The following is a 15,257-nucleotide window of genomic DNA, read 5'->3' on the forward strand; positions in this document are numbered from 1 at the left end:
AAGAAGATGCGGTAAATTGATATCGAATCGAAATCATTAGATTCTCTGAATGTGGTCAGACATTAGTCAGGTCGAATGTTAAGCACTTAGCCGGTAGCAGTTGCTGCCGGCATTTTTTATTATGGCATGTAATTGCGCATTCAGGGCTGTTTAAACAAAAAAATTATGATTTAATTAGCGGTTCAACTTATTATTCGGATGACGGGAATCAACATGAAGAAAAAGATAATAAAACTGAATAAAACTATTCTGGCGGGTGCGGTAACGATGCTTCTGTCATCCGGCTCTGTCCAGGCAGCTGATATCAATCCACACCAGCTTTATCAGCAGAATTGCGCCAGCTGCCATGGCGCCGACCATGGTGGATATCTGGCGCCGGCCCTGAATGCCGAGACCTTGAAAGGCCGAAGTCCTACCGCAATGCGCAGCATCATCATGACCGGCAGTTTCGAAACCCTGATGCCTCCATTCTACGGCCGCTTGTCGGATGATGAAATTCGCACCTTGGTTAAGCACATTCAATCGACGCCAAAATTGCCGAATCCAGCGTGGACAATTGATGACATGAAGGCGTCATTAAAAGTCTATGTCAAGAATGAGGATTCTTTGCCGAGCGCGCCCACTTATCAAATCAACAACATCGATGACCTGATCGGTGTCGCCGCTCGCGGCAAATATGGACGCGGCGCCGGTTCCAAGGCGGTGTTCATCAACAGTAAAAATCATCAAAAAGTCGGCGAGGTAGAGACCGGAACGGCGGCGCATATTATCGACTTCAATCCGGCCAATCCGCGTTGGGCCTATGTAAAAACCGATACTGCGGAAATTTTCAAGGTCGACTTATATTCGATGAAGGCGGTGCGCAGCATCAAGACCGGCTTCAACGGTCCGGGCTTGGGCGTCTCACGCGATGGCAAATACATCATGGCGGGGTCTTTCGTACCGCATAATGCCGTGATTCTCGATGCGGACACGCTGGAGCCATTGAAGACCTTCGAACTGGAAGGCGTCGATCCCGATGGCAATCAGGTCACTTCCGATTCCGGCATGATCATCGGCACGCCTTATGCCGATATTTTCGCGATTGCATTGGAAAATGCCGGTCAAGTCTGGGTGGTCGATCTGAAGGAGGGTTTTCCGGTCACCAAGATCAAGAATGTCGGTCGTCATCTGCATGATGCCTTCCTCACTCATAAGGGCCGTAAATTGATGGTCGCTTCCTACGATGACAGTATCGTCGCGGCGATCGACCTGGAAAAACGCGAGCTGATCAAAAAACTGCCGGCCGGTTGCGTGCCCCATGTGGGCGGCGGTTCGGCGGTGAAGGTGAATGGCCGCACCTTGGGCTTCGGCACCAACTTCGGTACGTGCGATAAAACCGTCGTCAGCGTCTGGGATCTCGATACCATGGAAGTCGTCAAGCAGGTTCCGGTTTCCGGCGGCACCGAATCGCCGGCGGCGCACGCCAATGCGCCTTATGTCGCGGTCGATATCATCACCAAAGACAGACGTGCACGCACCATTCAGTTAATCGACAAGAACAGTTTGGAAGTAGTGAAAACATTGGATGTCGGCGGTCATGCTTATTTTCCTGAATACAGCGCGGACGGCAAATACCTCTATGTCAGCGCCGGCTACAGTGGCGATGAAGTCGTGGTCTATGACTCCAATACACTGAAGAAAGTCGCTTCGGTTTCGATGGAGAGTCCCGCCGGCATTTTCTCCCGCGGCCGGGTTAAATACATGACCCGCGGTTTATCACCGGATGAAATGGAGTAAGCGGATGAAAATGTTTAACTATGCAGTGCTGCTGTTGACTACGCTGATGATGACGGCGCCCGTTCAGGCGGCCAATCTATATGCGGGCCAAGCCAAGGCGGCGGCCGTTTGTTCGCAATGCCACGGTATTCGCAACCCCAGCGCCGGCGCGCCTTTTCCGCCGCTGGCCGGGCGCGATGTCGAGTATTTGAAGATGGCGTTGAAGCAATACCGCGACAAGACTCGGGTGTCCGATATCATGAATAATATCGCCGGGTCCTTGACGGACAGAGATATCAACAATATCGCCAATTATTACGGCGGCCTTGAGCCATAACATCGATGAAGCCCTGTCAACGACGCTTCAAAACATGAAAACAGAGTGGAGCGAAAGCTCGTTTATCCGCTTGGCGGCGCGGCGCCGTAGGTTTGTTGCTGAGATCTGCAAAACGGCAGCCATTCCCAGTTTGAGCGTTTTAGCGGTGTTTAGGGCCAGGGGAGTGTCGGTCGTGAACGCCGTTCACCCAGCACCTAAATTATCCTGGAATGTAAAACATCGTCCAGTAGCCATGGAATTTAGGTGCTGGGTAAACCCATCCTTGGAGCATGGCCGCCGACATCCTCGCCAAACACACCCCAAGCCCTGTTTGTTATCCAAATTGGGAGTTGCGGGTGAAACGGGCGAGAGGGTTTGTTGATAGGATGATTCGCAATGCATTTACAGCGTAATATAAGTTTCATGATCATGGCATTAGCCTTAAGCGCTCATGCCTGGGCCGATGAGCCGTCTGTTCAACGACAACGGGAGCTGCTGCATCTGCTGAAGCATGATTGCGGCTCCTGTCATGGTCTGACCTTGAAAGGCGGATTGGGACCGGCTTTATTAGCGGGCGCGATCGCCGACAAGGAAGACGATTTTCTGATTCGGACCATTTTGCATGGCAGAAAAGGGACGGCGATGCCGCCCTGGCGTGATTTCATCAGCGCATCGGAAGCCGCTTGGCTGGTAGAGTATTTGCGCCAGCCCCCTAAAATCGACTAGTCAAAATCCTACAGATGTTTTTCAAAATTTCCTTAATCAGCGCATGCTTGTTATGCGGAACCGCCGTCGCCGAAAATCTTCGCGCCACCGGTGATCTCGGCGTCGTGATCGAACGCGAACAGGGCAGTGCGCTGTTGGTCAACAGCAGTCACAGGACGGTGTTGAAACGAGTGGAAGCGTTGGGCGATCTCTCCCATGCTTCGGTCGTGTTTTCCCGCGATCAGCGCTACGCCTTCGTGTTCGGACGCGACGGCGGCTTGACGAAAATCGATCTGCTGCGGGACAAGATAGACAAGCGCATCGTGCAAGCCGGCAACAGTATCGGCGGGGCCATTTCCCAGGACGGCAGCCTGATTGCCGTATCTAATTACACGCCGGGCGGCGTGAAAGTTTTTTCCACCGAAACGCTGCAGCAAGTAGCCGATATACCGGCGCTGTATCAGGGCGACAAGCGCTCCAAGGTGGTCGGTTTGGTCGATGCGCCGGGGCAGCGCTTCGTGTTCAGCCTGTTTGACGCCGGAGAAATCTGGGTAGTCGATCTGAACGATCCGCAAAATCCCCAGATACAAAAGTTTCAAGACATCGGCAAGCAGCCTTATGATGCTTTATTGTCGCCCGATGGACGGTATTATATCGCCGGTTTGTTCGGCGAAAACGGTTTGGCGTTATTGGATTTGTGGCGACCGGAGCTCAATGTGCGACGCATTCTGGCCGATTACGGTAAGCAGGATGACAAGCTACCGGTCTATAAGATGCCGCACCTGGAAGGATGGGCGATGGCCGGCGATTTGATGTTCGTGCCGGCGATCGGACATCATGAGGTGCTGGTCATCGATAAACGTGAATGGAACCTGGTGAAGCGGATTCCGGTATTGGGCCAGCCAGTGTTCGTGATGGCCAGGCCGGACGGTCGGCAGATTTGGGTCAATTTCGCCTTTCCCGACAATCAGCATCTGCAAATCATCGATGTCAAGGATCTGAGCATCGTTCAATCGTTGCAGCCGGGTAAAGCGGTGCTGCATATGGAGTTTACTCCGAGGGGCGAGGAAGTGTGGGTGTCGGTGCGTGATGAAGACCGGGTCATGGTCTACGATACCGATGATTTCAGCGTAAAAGCCCGTCTTAACGCTGAGAAGCCCAGCGGCATATTCTTTACGTCGCGCGCCTATAAATTAGGTCTATGATATGTTGAAGTCGTTGCATAAGCAGTTGTTGAACGATTATCAACAGGATTTTCCGCTGACGCCGACGCCTTATCGGGATATCGCCGATAGTTTGGGGGTTGACGAAGAAGAGGTGTTGTCGGCCATGCGGGATCTGAGTGATCAGCGACTGATCAATCGGATCGGGCCGATTATCAGGCCGAATCGTATCGGCAGCAGCATGCTGGTGGCGATGGCCGTGCCTGGGCAACGCTTGCAGCAGGTCGCCGATCTGATCAGTCGTTTTCCCGAAGTTAATCATAACTATGAACGGGAAAACCGTTTCAATTTGTGGTTCGTATTGATAGCCAATGATGAGGGGCACCTGCTTAGGACCCTCGACAAGATAGAGCAGCAAAGCGGTTATCCAACCATGCGGCTGCCGTTATTGGCGGATTATTTTATCAATCTGGGCTTTGAGCTGGAGCTGGATGATGGATGCGATAGATTACCGCTTGATTGAGGCGGTGCAGCGGGGCTTGCCAATCAGCTCCAGGCCTTATGCCGAGATTGGCGCGAAAGTCGATTTAAGCGAACAAGAGGTCATCGCCCGGCTCGGCAAACTCAAGCGATTGGGTCTGATCAAGCGTTTCGGCGTGGTGGTCAATCACCGCAAGCTGGGTTATCAATCCAATGCGATGATCGTCATGAATGTGCCCGATGCGCTGATTGATCAGCTCGGCGGTCACATCAGTCAATTCAGTTTTGTGTCGCTGTGTTATCAGCGGCCCAGGCAGGGTGAACGCTGGCCTTATAATCTGTATTGCATGATACACGGTAAGAGCCGGCAGCGGGTGTTGGAGCAACTGGCGCAATTGGTCGAGGCCTGTGGTCTAGGGCAATTTGCGATGGAGGTGTTGTTCAGCAGGCGCTGTTTTAAACAGCGCGGCGCGCTTTACAAACCAACGCCGGCAGAGGATATTGCCACGTCACATGGATGAGCTCGATAAAATCATCATCAATCACTTGCAAGACGGTTTTCCTATCTGCGAATCGCCGTACGCCCAGGTAGCCGAGCAATTGGGGATTGCCGAATCGCTCTTGTTGCAACGCCTGCAGGCCTTGCTCGATGAAGGCGTACTGTCGCGTTTCGGCCCCCTGTATCATGCCGAGCAGATGGGTGGGGCGTTGAGTCTGGCGGCCGTTGCGGCGCCGGCGGAGGATTTTGAGAAGATCGCCGAAATCGTCAATAGTTTTCCCGAAGTCGCCCATAATTACGCTCGTAATCATCGCTTGAACATGTGGTTTGTGCTGGCGACTGAAACCCCCGAACAATTACCGCAGACGATTGCGCGCATCGAACAGCAAACTGGCTTGAAGGTTTATAATATGCCGAAAATCAATGAATACTATGTCGGCTTGAGGCTGCAGGCATGACCGCTATCGATGCCATCGACCGACGGATCATCCAGGCCACGCAGGGCGGTTTGCCATTGCTTGCTCAGCCCTATCAGGCGATTGCCGAGCAAATCGGCCTGACTGCCGCGGAAGTGATGCAAAGAATGCGGGCGATGCAGGAAAGCGGCGCCATACGCCGTATCGGTGCAGTTCCCAATCATTATAAGCTGGGGTATCGTTATAACGGCATGACGGTGTGGAATATCGTCGACGACAAGATCGACGAATTAGGCGGGAAGGTCGGCCAGCTGGATTTTGTCAGTCATTGTTATCATCGTCCCAGGCATCTGCCGGAATGGCCTTATAATCTGTTTGCCATGGTGCACAGCAAGACCGAGCAAGGCGTCAAGGAGCAAATCGCCGTCATTGCGGCGTTATTAGGCGAATTCAATCAAGGCCAGGACGTGTTGTACAGTACGCGTATTTTGAAGAAAACCGGATTGCGGATAGGGAGTTGACATGTTTCGTTTGAGCCAGTACATGCGCGAGGTGTTGCATCCGACGCCGCTGAAAACGCCGCGCAAGCCTTCCGGACCGGTGGTGATCTGGAACTTGATTCGCCGCTGCAATTTAACCTGCAAGCATTGTTACACGACTTCCGCCGATATCGATTTTCCCGGCGAATTAATGCTCGGCGAAATCTATCAAGTCATGGATGACTTGCGCGATTTTCATGTTCCGGTGTTGATTCTGTCCGGCGGCGAACCGTTGCTGCACCCGGATATATTCGCGATTTCCCGGCGCGCCAAAAACATGGGGTTTTATGTGGCGCTATCCAGCAACGGGACGCTGATCACTCCCGCAAATATCGACGAAATCGCCGAAATAGGTTACCAATATATCGGCGTCAGTCTGGATGGCATCGGCGAGACGCACGATACCTTCAGACGAAAGCAGGGATCGTTTGCGGCGTCGATGGATGGCATTCGTTTATGTCGAGAAAAAGGCATCAAGGCCGGCATCCGCTTTACCCTGACTCAGGATAACGCCAAAGATTTCCCGGCGATGCTGCAATTAATGGACGATGAAGGGCTCGACAAGTTTTATTTGTCGCATCTGAATTACGGCGGGCGCGGCAACAAGAACCGCAAGGATGATGCCGCCTTCAAGATGACCCGGCAAATCATGGACAGCTTGTTCGAGGCCTGTTTGAGCTGGGAGCGGCAGGGATTGCATCGCGAGGTCGTGACCGGCAATAACGATGCCGATGCGGTGTATTTTCTCCATTGGGTCAAAGAAAACTATCCGGACAGGGCGGAGCATGTCGAGGCCAAATTGCGGCAGTGGGGCGGCAATGCCTCGGGCGTCAACGTCGCCAATATCGATAACCTCGGCAATGTGCATCCGGATACCTTCTGGTGGCATTACGATTTGGGCAATGTCCGCGATAGAAAATTTTCCGAAATTTGGCGGGATACTTCCGATCCCTTGATGGCCGGACTGAAGGCGAGGCCCAGACCGCTTAAGGGGCGTTGCGGCAGTTGTCGTTTTCAGGCCATCTGCAACGGCAATACTCGAGTCAGGGCGCAGCAAATCTATGCCGACCCCTGGCAGGAAGACCCCGGCTGTTATTTGCATGACGACGAAATCGCCTAAAGGCTACTGCGCTGGAGCGAGTGTGTCCAATGTTTCAGTCGTCGTATCCTATACTGAACTGGCCAAGGTTCAAGGTGAAGGCGCAGTATTAGCGGTGGCATTGCTGAGCCTTTCTCCTTGAACCTGGGCATTATCCTATTAAAGTTAAAGCGTATGCATCCTGTCTCTTGTTAAGCGTCGAACTACGCTCAATCATTAGCGTTTAACCTTTTCCGGGCAGCATGCCGACCGAGCCCGGTTTGATTCGTTTGCAGGTGACGACGATATCTTCTAGATGGCAAGTCTGTAAGCCGGGTTCATCGCTGCACTCGTTGCAGGCGACCTCTCCTGAGCTCTTAATTTCATCGACATGCCAGCCATAGCCTTGGGTTTGACAAAATTTCTTACTGTAGCGTCTGACATTGTAGGGTTTTGCCGCCGACTTTTTGGCCTTATCCAGCGATTCGCATTTGGCGGAGGGCAGCGAATTAGCCATTAAATCACGGTAAATGTATTCGGTGGCGTTGCCGGCGCTGGAAAAGCAGACTAGCGGCAAAAGAAAGAAAAAAAGCTTTGATTTCATGGTGACTCCTGTTAACTCTTAGAGCTGATTTATAATTTTGTTGTTATTATTTAGTTTAGAACGCGAATGTTCATCATCCGAGTTTCTTCTTGTAATTGTTCTTTGATGGGCTCAAACTTCTCGTTCTCGTTCATTTTGACCGCTAGCAGTGCGCCGACAGCGATTGCGGCGAACACAGCGACATATAAAACAAAATGATCTTTTTCTTGTTGTTCGGACATGATAGCCTCCTTAGTTGGTTTTGAATCGATACATTAACGGATAAATGAGAAGGGAGTCAAGAAAATATCGATTCGATAACAAGTATCAAACAAGGGTTGCATTGCGGTGAATCAAGCCGACGGTTGCGAAGCCAATGTAGCCTTGCCTTTGTAGGATGTGCTGAACAGCGTGAAGCGCATCAAACATGGTGCGCTTCCTGTCGTCAGCACACCCTACCGCATCGTAGGGCGGCTTCGCGAAGCAAGCCGCCAAAACCCTCCTCCGGGGCCAAAATTGGTGTTGTGCGTATCGAAGGCGGATTGCCTGACGGCGATATTCGGTCTTGGGCCCACAAATTCGCGTAGGGTGCATTGCATGCACCATTTTTGAATCGGAATCTCGTTAAGTGTTTTCGGTGCATAAAATGCACCCTACGCCTGGCGGGAACGTGAAGCGCATCGAAACAAGGTGCGCTTCCTGTCGTCAGCACCCCCTACCGCATCGTAGGGCGGCTTCGCGAAGCAAGCCGCCAAAACCCTCCTCCGGGGCCAAAATTGGTGTTGTGCGTATCGAAGGCGGATTGCCTGACGGCGATATTCGGTCTTGGGCCCACAAATTCGCGTAGGGTGCATTGCATGCACCATTTTTGAATCGGAATCTCGTTAAGTGTTTTCGGTGCATAAAATGCACCCTACGCCTGGCGGGAACGTGAAGCGCATCGAAACAAGGTGCGCTTCCTGTCGTCAGCACCCCCTACCGCATCGTAGGGCGGCTTCGCGAAGCAAGCCGCCAAAACCCTCCTCCGGGGCAAAATTAGCCGTTGTGCGTATCGAAGGCGGATTGCCTAACGGCGAATCCGTCTGCCAAATCCACTGTCTGTGTTAAATAGGGTTTGACGGAAGATCGATGAGATCGTATAATTGTGAGGATAAATTTTAGCTTAACTTGAAATGGTTAACTAAATAGTTTCAATACTTTGATTCATTTGATGGCCCCGCTATGGGGTTTTTTATTTTATGGGGATGGGTAAAGGAAACGTTAGGTCAATCGAGTGTTTATGGAAGAGCCTAAGGCTCTTTTTTTTTGTGTGTGAAAAAGTGAGGACAGGATGAAACAGGCTCCAGAGCATTTGGTGAATCTGATTGAGCCAGTTGTTGAAGGTCTGGGTTATGAATGCGTCGGCATCGAATATAATCCACATCCGCAGCACGGGTTGCTCAGGGTCTATATCGACAGTGCAAACGGAATTCAGTTGGAGGATTGCACCCAAGTCAGTCATCAGCTGAGTGGGGTGCTGGATGTCGAGGATCCCATTCAGGGGAATTATCAGCTGGAAGTTTCATCGCCGGGCGCCGATAGGCCATTTTTCAAGTTGAGCCAGTTTCAACAGTTTCTAGGCAGCACAATAACGGTAAATTTGTTTAAGCCTATCAACAAACGTAGAAAGATTACCGGTCTGATTAAGAAAGTAGAGGGTGATGTCGTCGTCCTACAAGAAGGAGATCAGACCTATGAAATACCATTTAACGCTATGAGTAAGGCGCGACTAGTGCCTGAATTTTTACTCAATAAAGGAGTTCGCAGTGGCAAATAAAGAGATCTTATTAGTAGCAGATGTTTTTGCTAATGAAAAGGAAATTGACAAAGAAATTGTCTTTCAGGCGATTGAATCTGCTTTGGAAGCTGCGGCCATCAAGCGACACGAAAATCGCATTAAAGCGCGCGTCTCGATAAACCGTGCGACAGGGGACTATGTGACTTATCGTCGCTGGGAAGTGGTCGATGCGAACGACCAGATCGATGGCGATGTTGAATTTCCAGAATCGCAGGTTTTATTGGAAGTGGCGCAACTCGATAATCCCGATATTGAAGTCGGCGATTATGTCGAAGAAGAGATAGAGTCGGTTGCCTTCTGTCGTATTGCCGCGCAAACGGCTAAACAGGTCATTATCCAAAAGGTTCGGGAAGCGGAACGGAAAAAAATTGTAGAGGCTTATCAGAACAAGGTCGGCGAATTGATCACGGGCGTGGTCAAGCGTGTGGAAAAGGGCAGTGTTTATCTCGATCTCGGCGGCAACGTCGAGGCTTATATCTCTCGGGAAGACATGATCCCCAGGGAGTCGATTCGTATGGGAGATAGAATCAGAGGCTATTTGAAGGACGTCCGCTCCGAACCGCGCGGTCCGCAATTGTTTGTCAGTCGGACGGCGCCTGAGTTGTTGGTCGCGCTGTTTCGTCTGGAAGTGCCCGAAGTGGGCGAGGGCATGATCGAGATTAAGGCGGCCGCCCGGGATCCCGGATCGAGAGCCAAAATTGCCGTGAAAAGCAATGACCCGCGCCTTGATCCGGTCGGCGCCTGTGTCGGTATGCGGGGTTCCAGGGTTCAGGCCGTTTCCAATGAATTGTCCGGTGAGCGCGTCGATATCGTGCTTTGGAATGACAATGAGGCTCAGTTCGTCATCAATGCGATGGCGCCGGCCGAAATCGAATCGATAGTCGTCGACGAAGATAATCACAGCATGGATGTCGCAGTCGAAACTGATAGCTTGTCGCAAGCGATTGGTCGGGGTGGCCAGAATGTGCGTTTGGCCACCGAATTGACCGGTTGGGAGCTGAATGTTCTCGACGCCGACGCGGCGGATAAGGATCATGACGAGGCGGCGGCGAAAGCGAAACAGGATTTTATCGAGCAACTGGATGTCGACGAGGAAATTGCCGAGATTCTGGTTGAAGTCGGGTTGAATAATATTGAAGAGATTGCCTACATTCCGGTTGAGGAAATGCTGGAAATCGAGGGATTCGATGAAGAGCTGGTCGAGGCGTTGAGAAGCCGCGCTAAAGATGCGCTATTGATCAGCGCTATCGCTTCCGAAGAAAAGATTGAGACAGCTGAGCCGGCGCAGGATTTATTGGAAATGGAAGGGATGGATGAGGAGTTGGCGCATGAAATGGCGGCGAAAGGTATCATTACCATGGATGATCTGGCTGAGCAGTCAATCGATGATATTCTTGATTTAACCGGCATGGATGAAGAGAGAGCGGCAAAATTGATTATGAAAGCTCGCGAACCATGGTTCGCAGATGAGCAGGGCGAATAGGCACGGGGGAAAGCATGAGTGAAAAAACAGTACAGGAATTAGCCACAATTGTCGGAATACCGCTAGAACGGTTTTTGGAGCAGTTAAAAGAAGCAGGATTGGTTCCCCATGCACCCGATGATATTGTCAGTGAAGATGACAAAGTCAAATTGCTGGCGCATTTACGTAAGCGTCATGGTAAGGCGGACAATGATGATAGCGCGACAACGCCGACACGCATCACCTTGAAGCGTCGCAAGGTGACCGAGTTGAAGCAATCTTCAACGCCGGGCGCGGCGACTAAAACAGTCAGCGTCGAGGTGCGTAAGAAAAAAACCTATATCAAACGTAGCGAGGTTGCCGGCACCGACGAGCAGAAAGAGCTGGCGATGGCCAAGCAGGCTCTGGAAGAGCATCAGAAAAAAATGGCTGAGGAACAGGAAGCGCGTCAAAAGCAGGAAGCTAAGCAGCAGCAGTTGGCGGAAGAAAAAAGACGACAGCAAGAGGAGGCGGCTGCGGAAGCCGCCCGTAAAGAACAGGAATTGGCGCAAGCGAAAAAAGCGGAACAAGCGACTGCCGAAGCGCAGCCGCAAGCGCCTGAAGAAAAGACGACTTCGGAAAAAGGCGAACCTGAGCAGGTCCAGGAAGCCGAAAAATCCGAGCCGGAACTTAGCGAGAAAGAGGCGCAAGTGCAAAGGCTGGAAGAAGAGAAAAAACAACGTCTGGAAGAGGCTGTACAGAGAACGGCCGAGAAGGTTAGAAAGCAGGCGGAGGCGAAAAAGCAACAGCAGACCTTGCATAAGAAAAAACAGGAAGGACGCGTTAAACGCGGCGCCCCTCAACCTCAGACTAAGGAGGCTAGAGGCGGAGAAGGCGGCCGTAAGGCGAAAGGCAAGAAAGGCAGGCAGCGTCGGGAGAGGCCTGATTTTGAACTGGCGATGCAGGCCAAGCATCAGTTTGAAAAACCGGTCGAACCGGTGGTTAGGGATGTGATGATACCGGAAAATATCATCGTGTCCGATCTGGCGATGAAGATGAGTGTCAAGGCCGCCGAGGTTATTAAACACTTGATGAAGCTAGGCATTATGGCCACCATCAATCAGAGCATCGATCAGGAAACCGCGGTCATCCTGGTTGAAGAAATGGGCCATAATCCGATTATGCAGAGCGAGGACGATCTTGAGCAGGAAATGCTGGCTGAGGTCCAAGCCGAGAGCGATGAACGCGAATTATCTCCTAGAGCGCCTATCGTGACCATCATGGGGCATGTCGATCACGGTAAAACCTCGATGCTTGACTATATACGCAAGACGAGAGTCGCAGCCGGCGAGGCTGGCGGCATTACCCAACACATCGGCGCCTATCAGGTCAAGACCGATCACGGTTCGGTGACTTTTCTCGATACCCCGGGGCACGCGGCCTTTACCGCGATGCGGGCGCGTGGGGCCGAATTGACCGATATCGTCATCGTCGTGGTCGCCGCAGATGATGGCGTCATGCCGCAAACCAAGGAGGCCATCGAGCATGCGCGCGCCGCCGAGGTGCCATTGATTATCGCCATCAATAAAATCGACAAGCCGGAAGCGAATCCCGATAAGGTGATGCAGGAGTTGGCTACGATCAATGTCGTGCCCGAAGATTGGGGGGGGGATGTACAATTTCTCAAAGTTTCAGCAAAAACCGGTGAAGGCATCGATGACTTGATCGAATCGTTGATTCTACAGGCCGAAATTCTTGAATTGCAGGCGCCGGTTAGCGGCGTCGCTTCAGGTATCTGTATCGAATCGAGACTGGACAAGGGCCGGGGTGCGGTAGCGACGATGTTGGTGCAAAAAGGCTTGTTGAACAAAGGCGAGATCGTCTTATGCGGCCATGAGTACGGCCGTGTTCGCGCCATGTTCGACGAAAACGGCAAACCCGTTAAAGAAGCCGGGCCGTGTGTGCCAGTGGAAGTGCTGGGCTTGTCCGGTACGCCTGACGCCGGTGATGAGTTTCTGGTCGTGCAGAATGAGCGAGTCGCCCGAGAGTTGGCGGAACACCGCGAAGATCGCAAAAAATCCAGTAAACATGCCGCTCAGGCCGCTTCGAAATTGGATGAGGTTTTCTCCAGGATGTCGGCCGGCGAGGTGGCTACCGTCAATCTGGTCATCAAAACCGATGTGCAGGGCAGCTTGGAGGCGTTGCGCGAGTCGCTGGTGAAACTGTCCACCGACGAGGTTCAGGTGAAGTGTGTCTATGGCGGCGTCGGCGGTATCAATGAGGGCGATGCCAACCTGGCATTGGCATCCGGGGCGATTTTGATCGGCTTCAATGTTCGTGCCGATGCGACGGCGCGTAAACTGATCGAGGAGAAAGACATCGATCTGCATTATTACAGTGTGATTTACGATGCGATCGACGAGGTTAAGCGCGCAATCAGCGGTATGTTGGCTCCCGAGATTCAGGAAAATATTGTCGGCCTGGCCGAGGTGCGGGATGTGTTCCGCTCGCCGAAGTTCGGTTCCATTGCCGGCTGTATGGTCATCGACGGTTATGTCAAGCGTAATTTGCCGATTAGGGTCTTGCGCGACAACGTGGTGATTTTTGAAGGGCAGCTGGAATCATTGCGACGCTATAAGGATGACGTCAACGAGGTCAAGATGGGTATGGAGTGCGGCATCGGCGTGAAAAACTACAACGATGTTAAGGCGGGTGATCAGATCGAAGTCTTCGAACGCGTTGAAGTAAGACGGGAAATATAAGCGATGCCGAAAGAATATGGTCGCAGCGAGCGGGTTTCTTCGCAAATGCAGAAAGAACTCGCCTATGTCTTGCAGAGAGAGATCGAAGATCCCAGGCTGGGTTTTGTCACCGTCAACGAAGTGGTGGTCTCCAAAGACCTGGCGGTGGCGAAGATCTATGTCACGGTGTTGAATGCCGATGAAGAGGGCAAGAAGCTCAATATCGTGGCGCTCAATGAGCTTGCGCCGGTGATTCGTCATGAAGTGGCGAAACGCATGCGTCTACGTCATATCTCCGAGTTTCGCTTTTACTACGATTATTCGTTTGACACCGGTATGCGCGTCGATGAGTTGCTTAAAGGCGAGGATGACGAAAATTAACTGTCACTATTCAGTCTAAAAATGTTTTTTTAGCGTAACTACTCCCCCCATTCGTAGGGTGGATAAGCGGAGCGCATCCACCGGGTCGGCATCTTTGGTGGATGCGCCCTTCAGGCTTATCCACCCTACATGCCCTGCCGCGTTCGATAAGTGAGGCGAGCAGTTACTTTTTAGCAACGATTGCTCCAGAAGGCGCTGGGTAAATATATTCCTGGCAGCTAACAAGGGCCTGCTTAACGCTGTACTTGCTGAGTTAATGAAAAATCAAGTCTTGACGGTTGGGAGGCACGAGCTTCAGGTTTTGCGTTTGAAACCTGTTTAAGCCGAATGGATTGATAAACAGACGCAGATAATAATTAGAGAAGTCATGGCAAAACGAAAATCCGGGCGCGATGTCCATGGTATTTTGTTGTTGGATAAGCGTTTAGGCGTGTCATCGAACAAGGCGCTGCAGGAAGTGCGGCGATTGTTCAATGCCAACAAGGCCGGTCATACCGGCAGTCTGGATCCCTTGGCGACGGGTTTGTTGCCGTTGTGCTTCGGCGAGGCGACCAAGGTATCTGCGTTGATGCTCGACGATGACAAGCGTTATCAAGTCGTGGTAAGGCTTGGCGTGATGACCGATACCGGCGACGCCGAAGGTCAGGTGGTCAAGCAGTTGCCGGTGCCGGAATTGACCGAGCAGCAAATACAGGATTGTTTGCGCCATTTCACTGGCGAAATAGAGCAGGTTCCGCCGATGTACTCGGCCTTGAAGCATCAGGGCAAGAAACTTTATGAGTTGGCTCGGGAAGGCAAGGTCGTCGATAGGAAGACGCGGCGCATCACGATTTTTTCATTGCGTTTGCTGGGGGTCGTCGCCGGTGATTGCCTAAGCTTGGATGTGCAGTGTTCCAAAGGGACTTATATCCGTTCGCTGGCCGAGGATATCGGCCATTATCTGGGTTGTTGCGCGACCGTGAAGGCTTTGCGCAGAACCGCTTCCGGGCGTTTCGGCATCGATCAGGCGCTGACCCTGGAACAGTTGACGGCGATGGATGAAACGGCGTTGCAACATAGTCTGATCGCGGTCGATAAACCGCTAGAGAGCATGCCCGCCGTTCAGGTGCCTAGCGATCAGGCCGAGCGTATCCGTCAAGGTCAACAAATCGCTATTGATGTCCCGGCTCGAGGAATGGTCCGAATGTATTGTGATCAGGTTTTTTTAGGTTTGGGTGAAATGCTTTTGAATGGTAAAATAGCGCCGAAAAAGCTGTTCCACCTAAGCAGCGAGTCCGCCTGATGTGCGGGCAGCGAAGAACATCGGTTTCTATACCCTAT

General features: G+C 52.0%; 16 protein-coding genes. 14 read left to right on the forward strand and 2 right to left on the reverse strand.

All coding sequences use genetic code 11. The features are described from left to right. The first annotated feature begins 213 nt into the window (after positions 1-213). The 9 genes from Q9L42_RS10590 to nirJ all read left to right on the forward strand — a co-directional run bounded on the left by Q9L42_RS10590 (position 214) and on the right by nirJ (position 6,996). A complete protein-coding gene (locus Q9L42_RS10590; protein ID WP_305908464.1) occupies positions 214-1,779 on the forward strand; it encodes a nitrite reductase in 1,566 nt (521 codons plus the stop codon). Between the two features lie 4 nt (positions 1,780-1,783). After that, positions 1,784-2,095, forward strand: coding sequence for a c-type cytochrome (locus Q9L42_RS10595; protein ID WP_305908463.1), 312 nt, complete (start codon positions 1,784-1,786; stop codon positions 2,093-2,095). Positions 2,096-2,503: 408 nt separating this feature from the next. After that, on the forward strand, positions 2,504-2,800 hold the full coding sequence (locus tag Q9L42_RS10600; protein WP_305908462.1) for a c-type cytochrome: 297 nt from the start codon (positions 2,504-2,506) through the stop codon (positions 2,798-2,800). A 14-nt stretch (positions 2,801-2,814) separates the two neighbouring features. Then, positions 2,815-3,984 (forward strand): cytochrome D1 domain-containing protein, encoded by a 1,170-nt coding sequence (locus tag Q9L42_RS10605; RefSeq protein ID WP_305908461.1) that lies wholly within the window; start codon positions 2,815-2,817, stop codon positions 3,982-3,984. A 1-nt stretch (position 3,985) separates the two neighbouring features. Next, positions 3,986-4,465: an Lrp/AsnC family transcriptional regulator gene (locus Q9L42_RS10610; protein WP_349431037.1), complete on the forward strand. Its 480-nt coding sequence runs from the start codon at positions 3,986-3,988 to the stop codon at positions 4,463-4,465. Then, the gene (gene ahbB / locus Q9L42_RS10615) at positions 4,437-4,943 is read left to right on the forward strand and encodes a siroheme decarboxylase subunit beta (RefSeq protein ID WP_349431038.1); all 507 of its coding nucleotides are present in this window, start codon (positions 4,437-4,439) and stop codon (positions 4,941-4,943) included. The genes Q9L42_RS10610 and ahbB (Q9L42_RS10615) overlap by 29 nt, the downstream gene beginning before the upstream one ends. Then, the gene (locus Q9L42_RS10620) at positions 4,936-5,379 is read left to right on the forward strand and encodes an Lrp/AsnC family transcriptional regulator (protein WP_305908457.1); all 444 of its coding nucleotides are present in this window, start codon (positions 4,936-4,938) and stop codon (positions 5,377-5,379) included. The genes ahbB (Q9L42_RS10615) and Q9L42_RS10620 overlap by 8 nt, the downstream gene beginning before the upstream one ends. Beyond that, positions 5,376-5,858 (forward strand): siroheme decarboxylase subunit beta, encoded by a 483-nt coding sequence (ahbB, locus tag Q9L42_RS10625; protein WP_305908456.1) that lies wholly within the window; start codon positions 5,376-5,378, stop codon positions 5,856-5,858. The genes Q9L42_RS10620 and ahbB (Q9L42_RS10625) overlap by 4 nt, the downstream gene beginning before the upstream one ends. A gap of 1 nt (position 5,859) precedes the next feature. Then, positions 5,860-6,996, forward strand: coding sequence for a heme d1 biosynthesis radical SAM protein NirJ (gene nirJ, locus Q9L42_RS10630; RefSeq protein WP_305908455.1), 1,137 nt, complete (start codon positions 5,860-5,862; stop codon positions 6,994-6,996). A gap of 202 nt (positions 6,997-7,198) precedes the next feature. Here nirJ and Q9L42_RS10635 read toward each other — a convergent pair whose 3' ends face one another. Together Q9L42_RS10635 and Q9L42_RS10640 are read right to left on the reverse strand one after the other, a co-directional pair. Next, the gene (locus Q9L42_RS10635) at positions 7,199-7,558 is read right to left on the reverse strand and encodes a hypothetical protein (protein WP_349431039.1); all 360 of its coding nucleotides are present in this window, start codon (positions 7,556-7,558) and stop codon (positions 7,199-7,201) included. Positions 7,559-7,608: 50 nt separating this feature from the next. Next, positions 7,609-7,779: a hypothetical protein gene (locus tag Q9L42_RS10640; protein WP_305908454.1), complete on the reverse strand. Its 171-nt coding sequence runs from the start codon at positions 7,777-7,779 to the stop codon at positions 7,609-7,611. 1,088 nt (positions 7,780-8,867) lie between these two features. Between Q9L42_RS10640 and rimP the strand changes: the two genes are divergently transcribed. The 5 genes from rimP to truB all read left to right on the forward strand — a co-directional run bounded on the left by rimP (position 8,868) and on the right by truB (position 15,219). Next, positions 8,868-9,353 carry a ribosome maturation factor RimP gene (rimP, locus tag Q9L42_RS10645; RefSeq protein WP_305908450.1) on the forward strand — a complete coding sequence of 162 codons (486 nt, stop codon included), beginning with the start codon at positions 8,868-8,870 and terminating at the stop codon, positions 9,351-9,353. Continuing rightward, positions 9,343-10,857 (forward strand): transcription termination factor NusA, encoded by a 1,515-nt coding sequence (gene nusA / locus Q9L42_RS10650; protein WP_305908449.1) that lies wholly within the window; start codon positions 9,343-9,345, stop codon positions 10,855-10,857. Before rimP ends, nusA begins: the two co-directional genes overlap by 11 nt. Positions 10,858-10,871: 14 nt before the next feature. After that, on the forward strand, positions 10,872-13,577 hold the full coding sequence (infB, locus tag Q9L42_RS10655; protein WP_349431040.1) for a translation initiation factor IF-2: 2,706 nt from the start codon (positions 10,872-10,874) through the stop codon (positions 13,575-13,577). A gap of 3 nt (positions 13,578-13,580) precedes the next feature. Then, positions 13,581-13,937, forward strand: coding sequence for a 30S ribosome-binding factor RbfA (rbfA, locus tag Q9L42_RS10660; protein ID WP_305908448.1), 357 nt, complete (start codon positions 13,581-13,583; stop codon positions 13,935-13,937). 367 nt (positions 13,938-14,304) lie between these two features. Next, positions 14,305-15,219: a tRNA pseudouridine(55) synthase TruB gene (gene truB / locus Q9L42_RS10665; RefSeq protein ID WP_305908447.1), complete on the forward strand. Its 915-nt coding sequence runs from the start codon at positions 14,305-14,307 to the stop codon at positions 15,217-15,219. Positions 15,220-15,257: the final 38 nt, after the last annotated feature.

The sequence above is a fragment of the Methylomarinum sp. Ch1-1 genome (assembly GCF_030717995.2).
GTDB classification, from domain to species: domain Bacteria; phylum Pseudomonadota; class Gammaproteobacteria; order Methylococcales; family Methylomonadaceae; genus Methylomarinum; species Methylomarinum roseum.

Bases quoted from the DNA above. Each gene is read 5' to 3' on its own strand.
- infB (WP_349431040.1), top strand. From the start codon at position 10,872: ATGAGTGAAAAAACAGTACAGGAATTAGCCACAATTGTCGGAATACCG.
- Q9L42_RS10600 (WP_305908462.1), top strand. From the start codon at position 2,504: ATGGCATTAGCCTTAAGCGCTCATGCCTGGGCCGATGAGCCGTCTGTT.
- Q9L42_RS10605 (WP_305908461.1), top strand. From the start codon at position 2,815: ATGTTTTTCAAAATTTCCTTAATCAGCGCATGCTTGTTATGCGGAACC.
- ahbB (WP_305908456.1), top strand. From the start codon at position 5,376: ATGACCGCTATCGATGCCATCGACCGACGGATCATCCAGGCCACGCAG.
- rbfA (WP_305908448.1), top strand. From the start codon at position 13,581: ATGCCGAAAGAATATGGTCGCAGCGAGCGGGTTTCTTCGCAAATGCAG.
- Q9L42_RS10635 (WP_349431039.1), bottom strand. From the start codon at position 7,558: ATGAAATCAAAGCTTTTTTTCTTTCTTTTGCCGCTAGTCTGCTTTTCC.
- Q9L42_RS10620 (WP_305908457.1), top strand. From the start codon at position 4,936: ATGGATGAGCTCGATAAAATCATCATCAATCACTTGCAAGACGGTTTT.
- Q9L42_RS10610 (WP_349431037.1), top strand. From the start codon at position 3,986: ATGTTGAAGTCGTTGCATAAGCAGTTGTTGAACGATTATCAACAGGAT.
- truB (WP_305908447.1), top strand. From the start codon at position 14,305: ATGGCAAAACGAAAATCCGGGCGCGATGTCCATGGTATTTTGTTGTTG.
- ahbB (WP_349431038.1), top strand. From the start codon at position 4,437: ATGGATGCGATAGATTACCGCTTGATTGAGGCGGTGCAGCGGGGCTTG.
- Q9L42_RS10590 (WP_305908464.1), top strand. From the start codon at position 214: ATGAAGAAAAAGATAATAAAACTGAATAAAACTATTCTGGCGGGTGCG.
- Q9L42_RS10640 (WP_305908454.1), bottom strand. From the start codon at position 7,779: ATGTCCGAACAACAAGAAAAAGATCATTTTGTTTTATATGTCGCTGTG.
- Q9L42_RS10595 (WP_305908463.1), top strand. From the start codon at position 1,784: ATGAAAATGTTTAACTATGCAGTGCTGCTGTTGACTACGCTGATGATG.
- rimP (WP_305908450.1), top strand. From the start codon at position 8,868: ATGAAACAGGCTCCAGAGCATTTGGTGAATCTGATTGAGCCAGTTGTT.
- nirJ (WP_305908455.1), top strand. From the start codon at position 5,860: ATGTTTCGTTTGAGCCAGTACATGCGCGAGGTGTTGCATCCGACGCCG.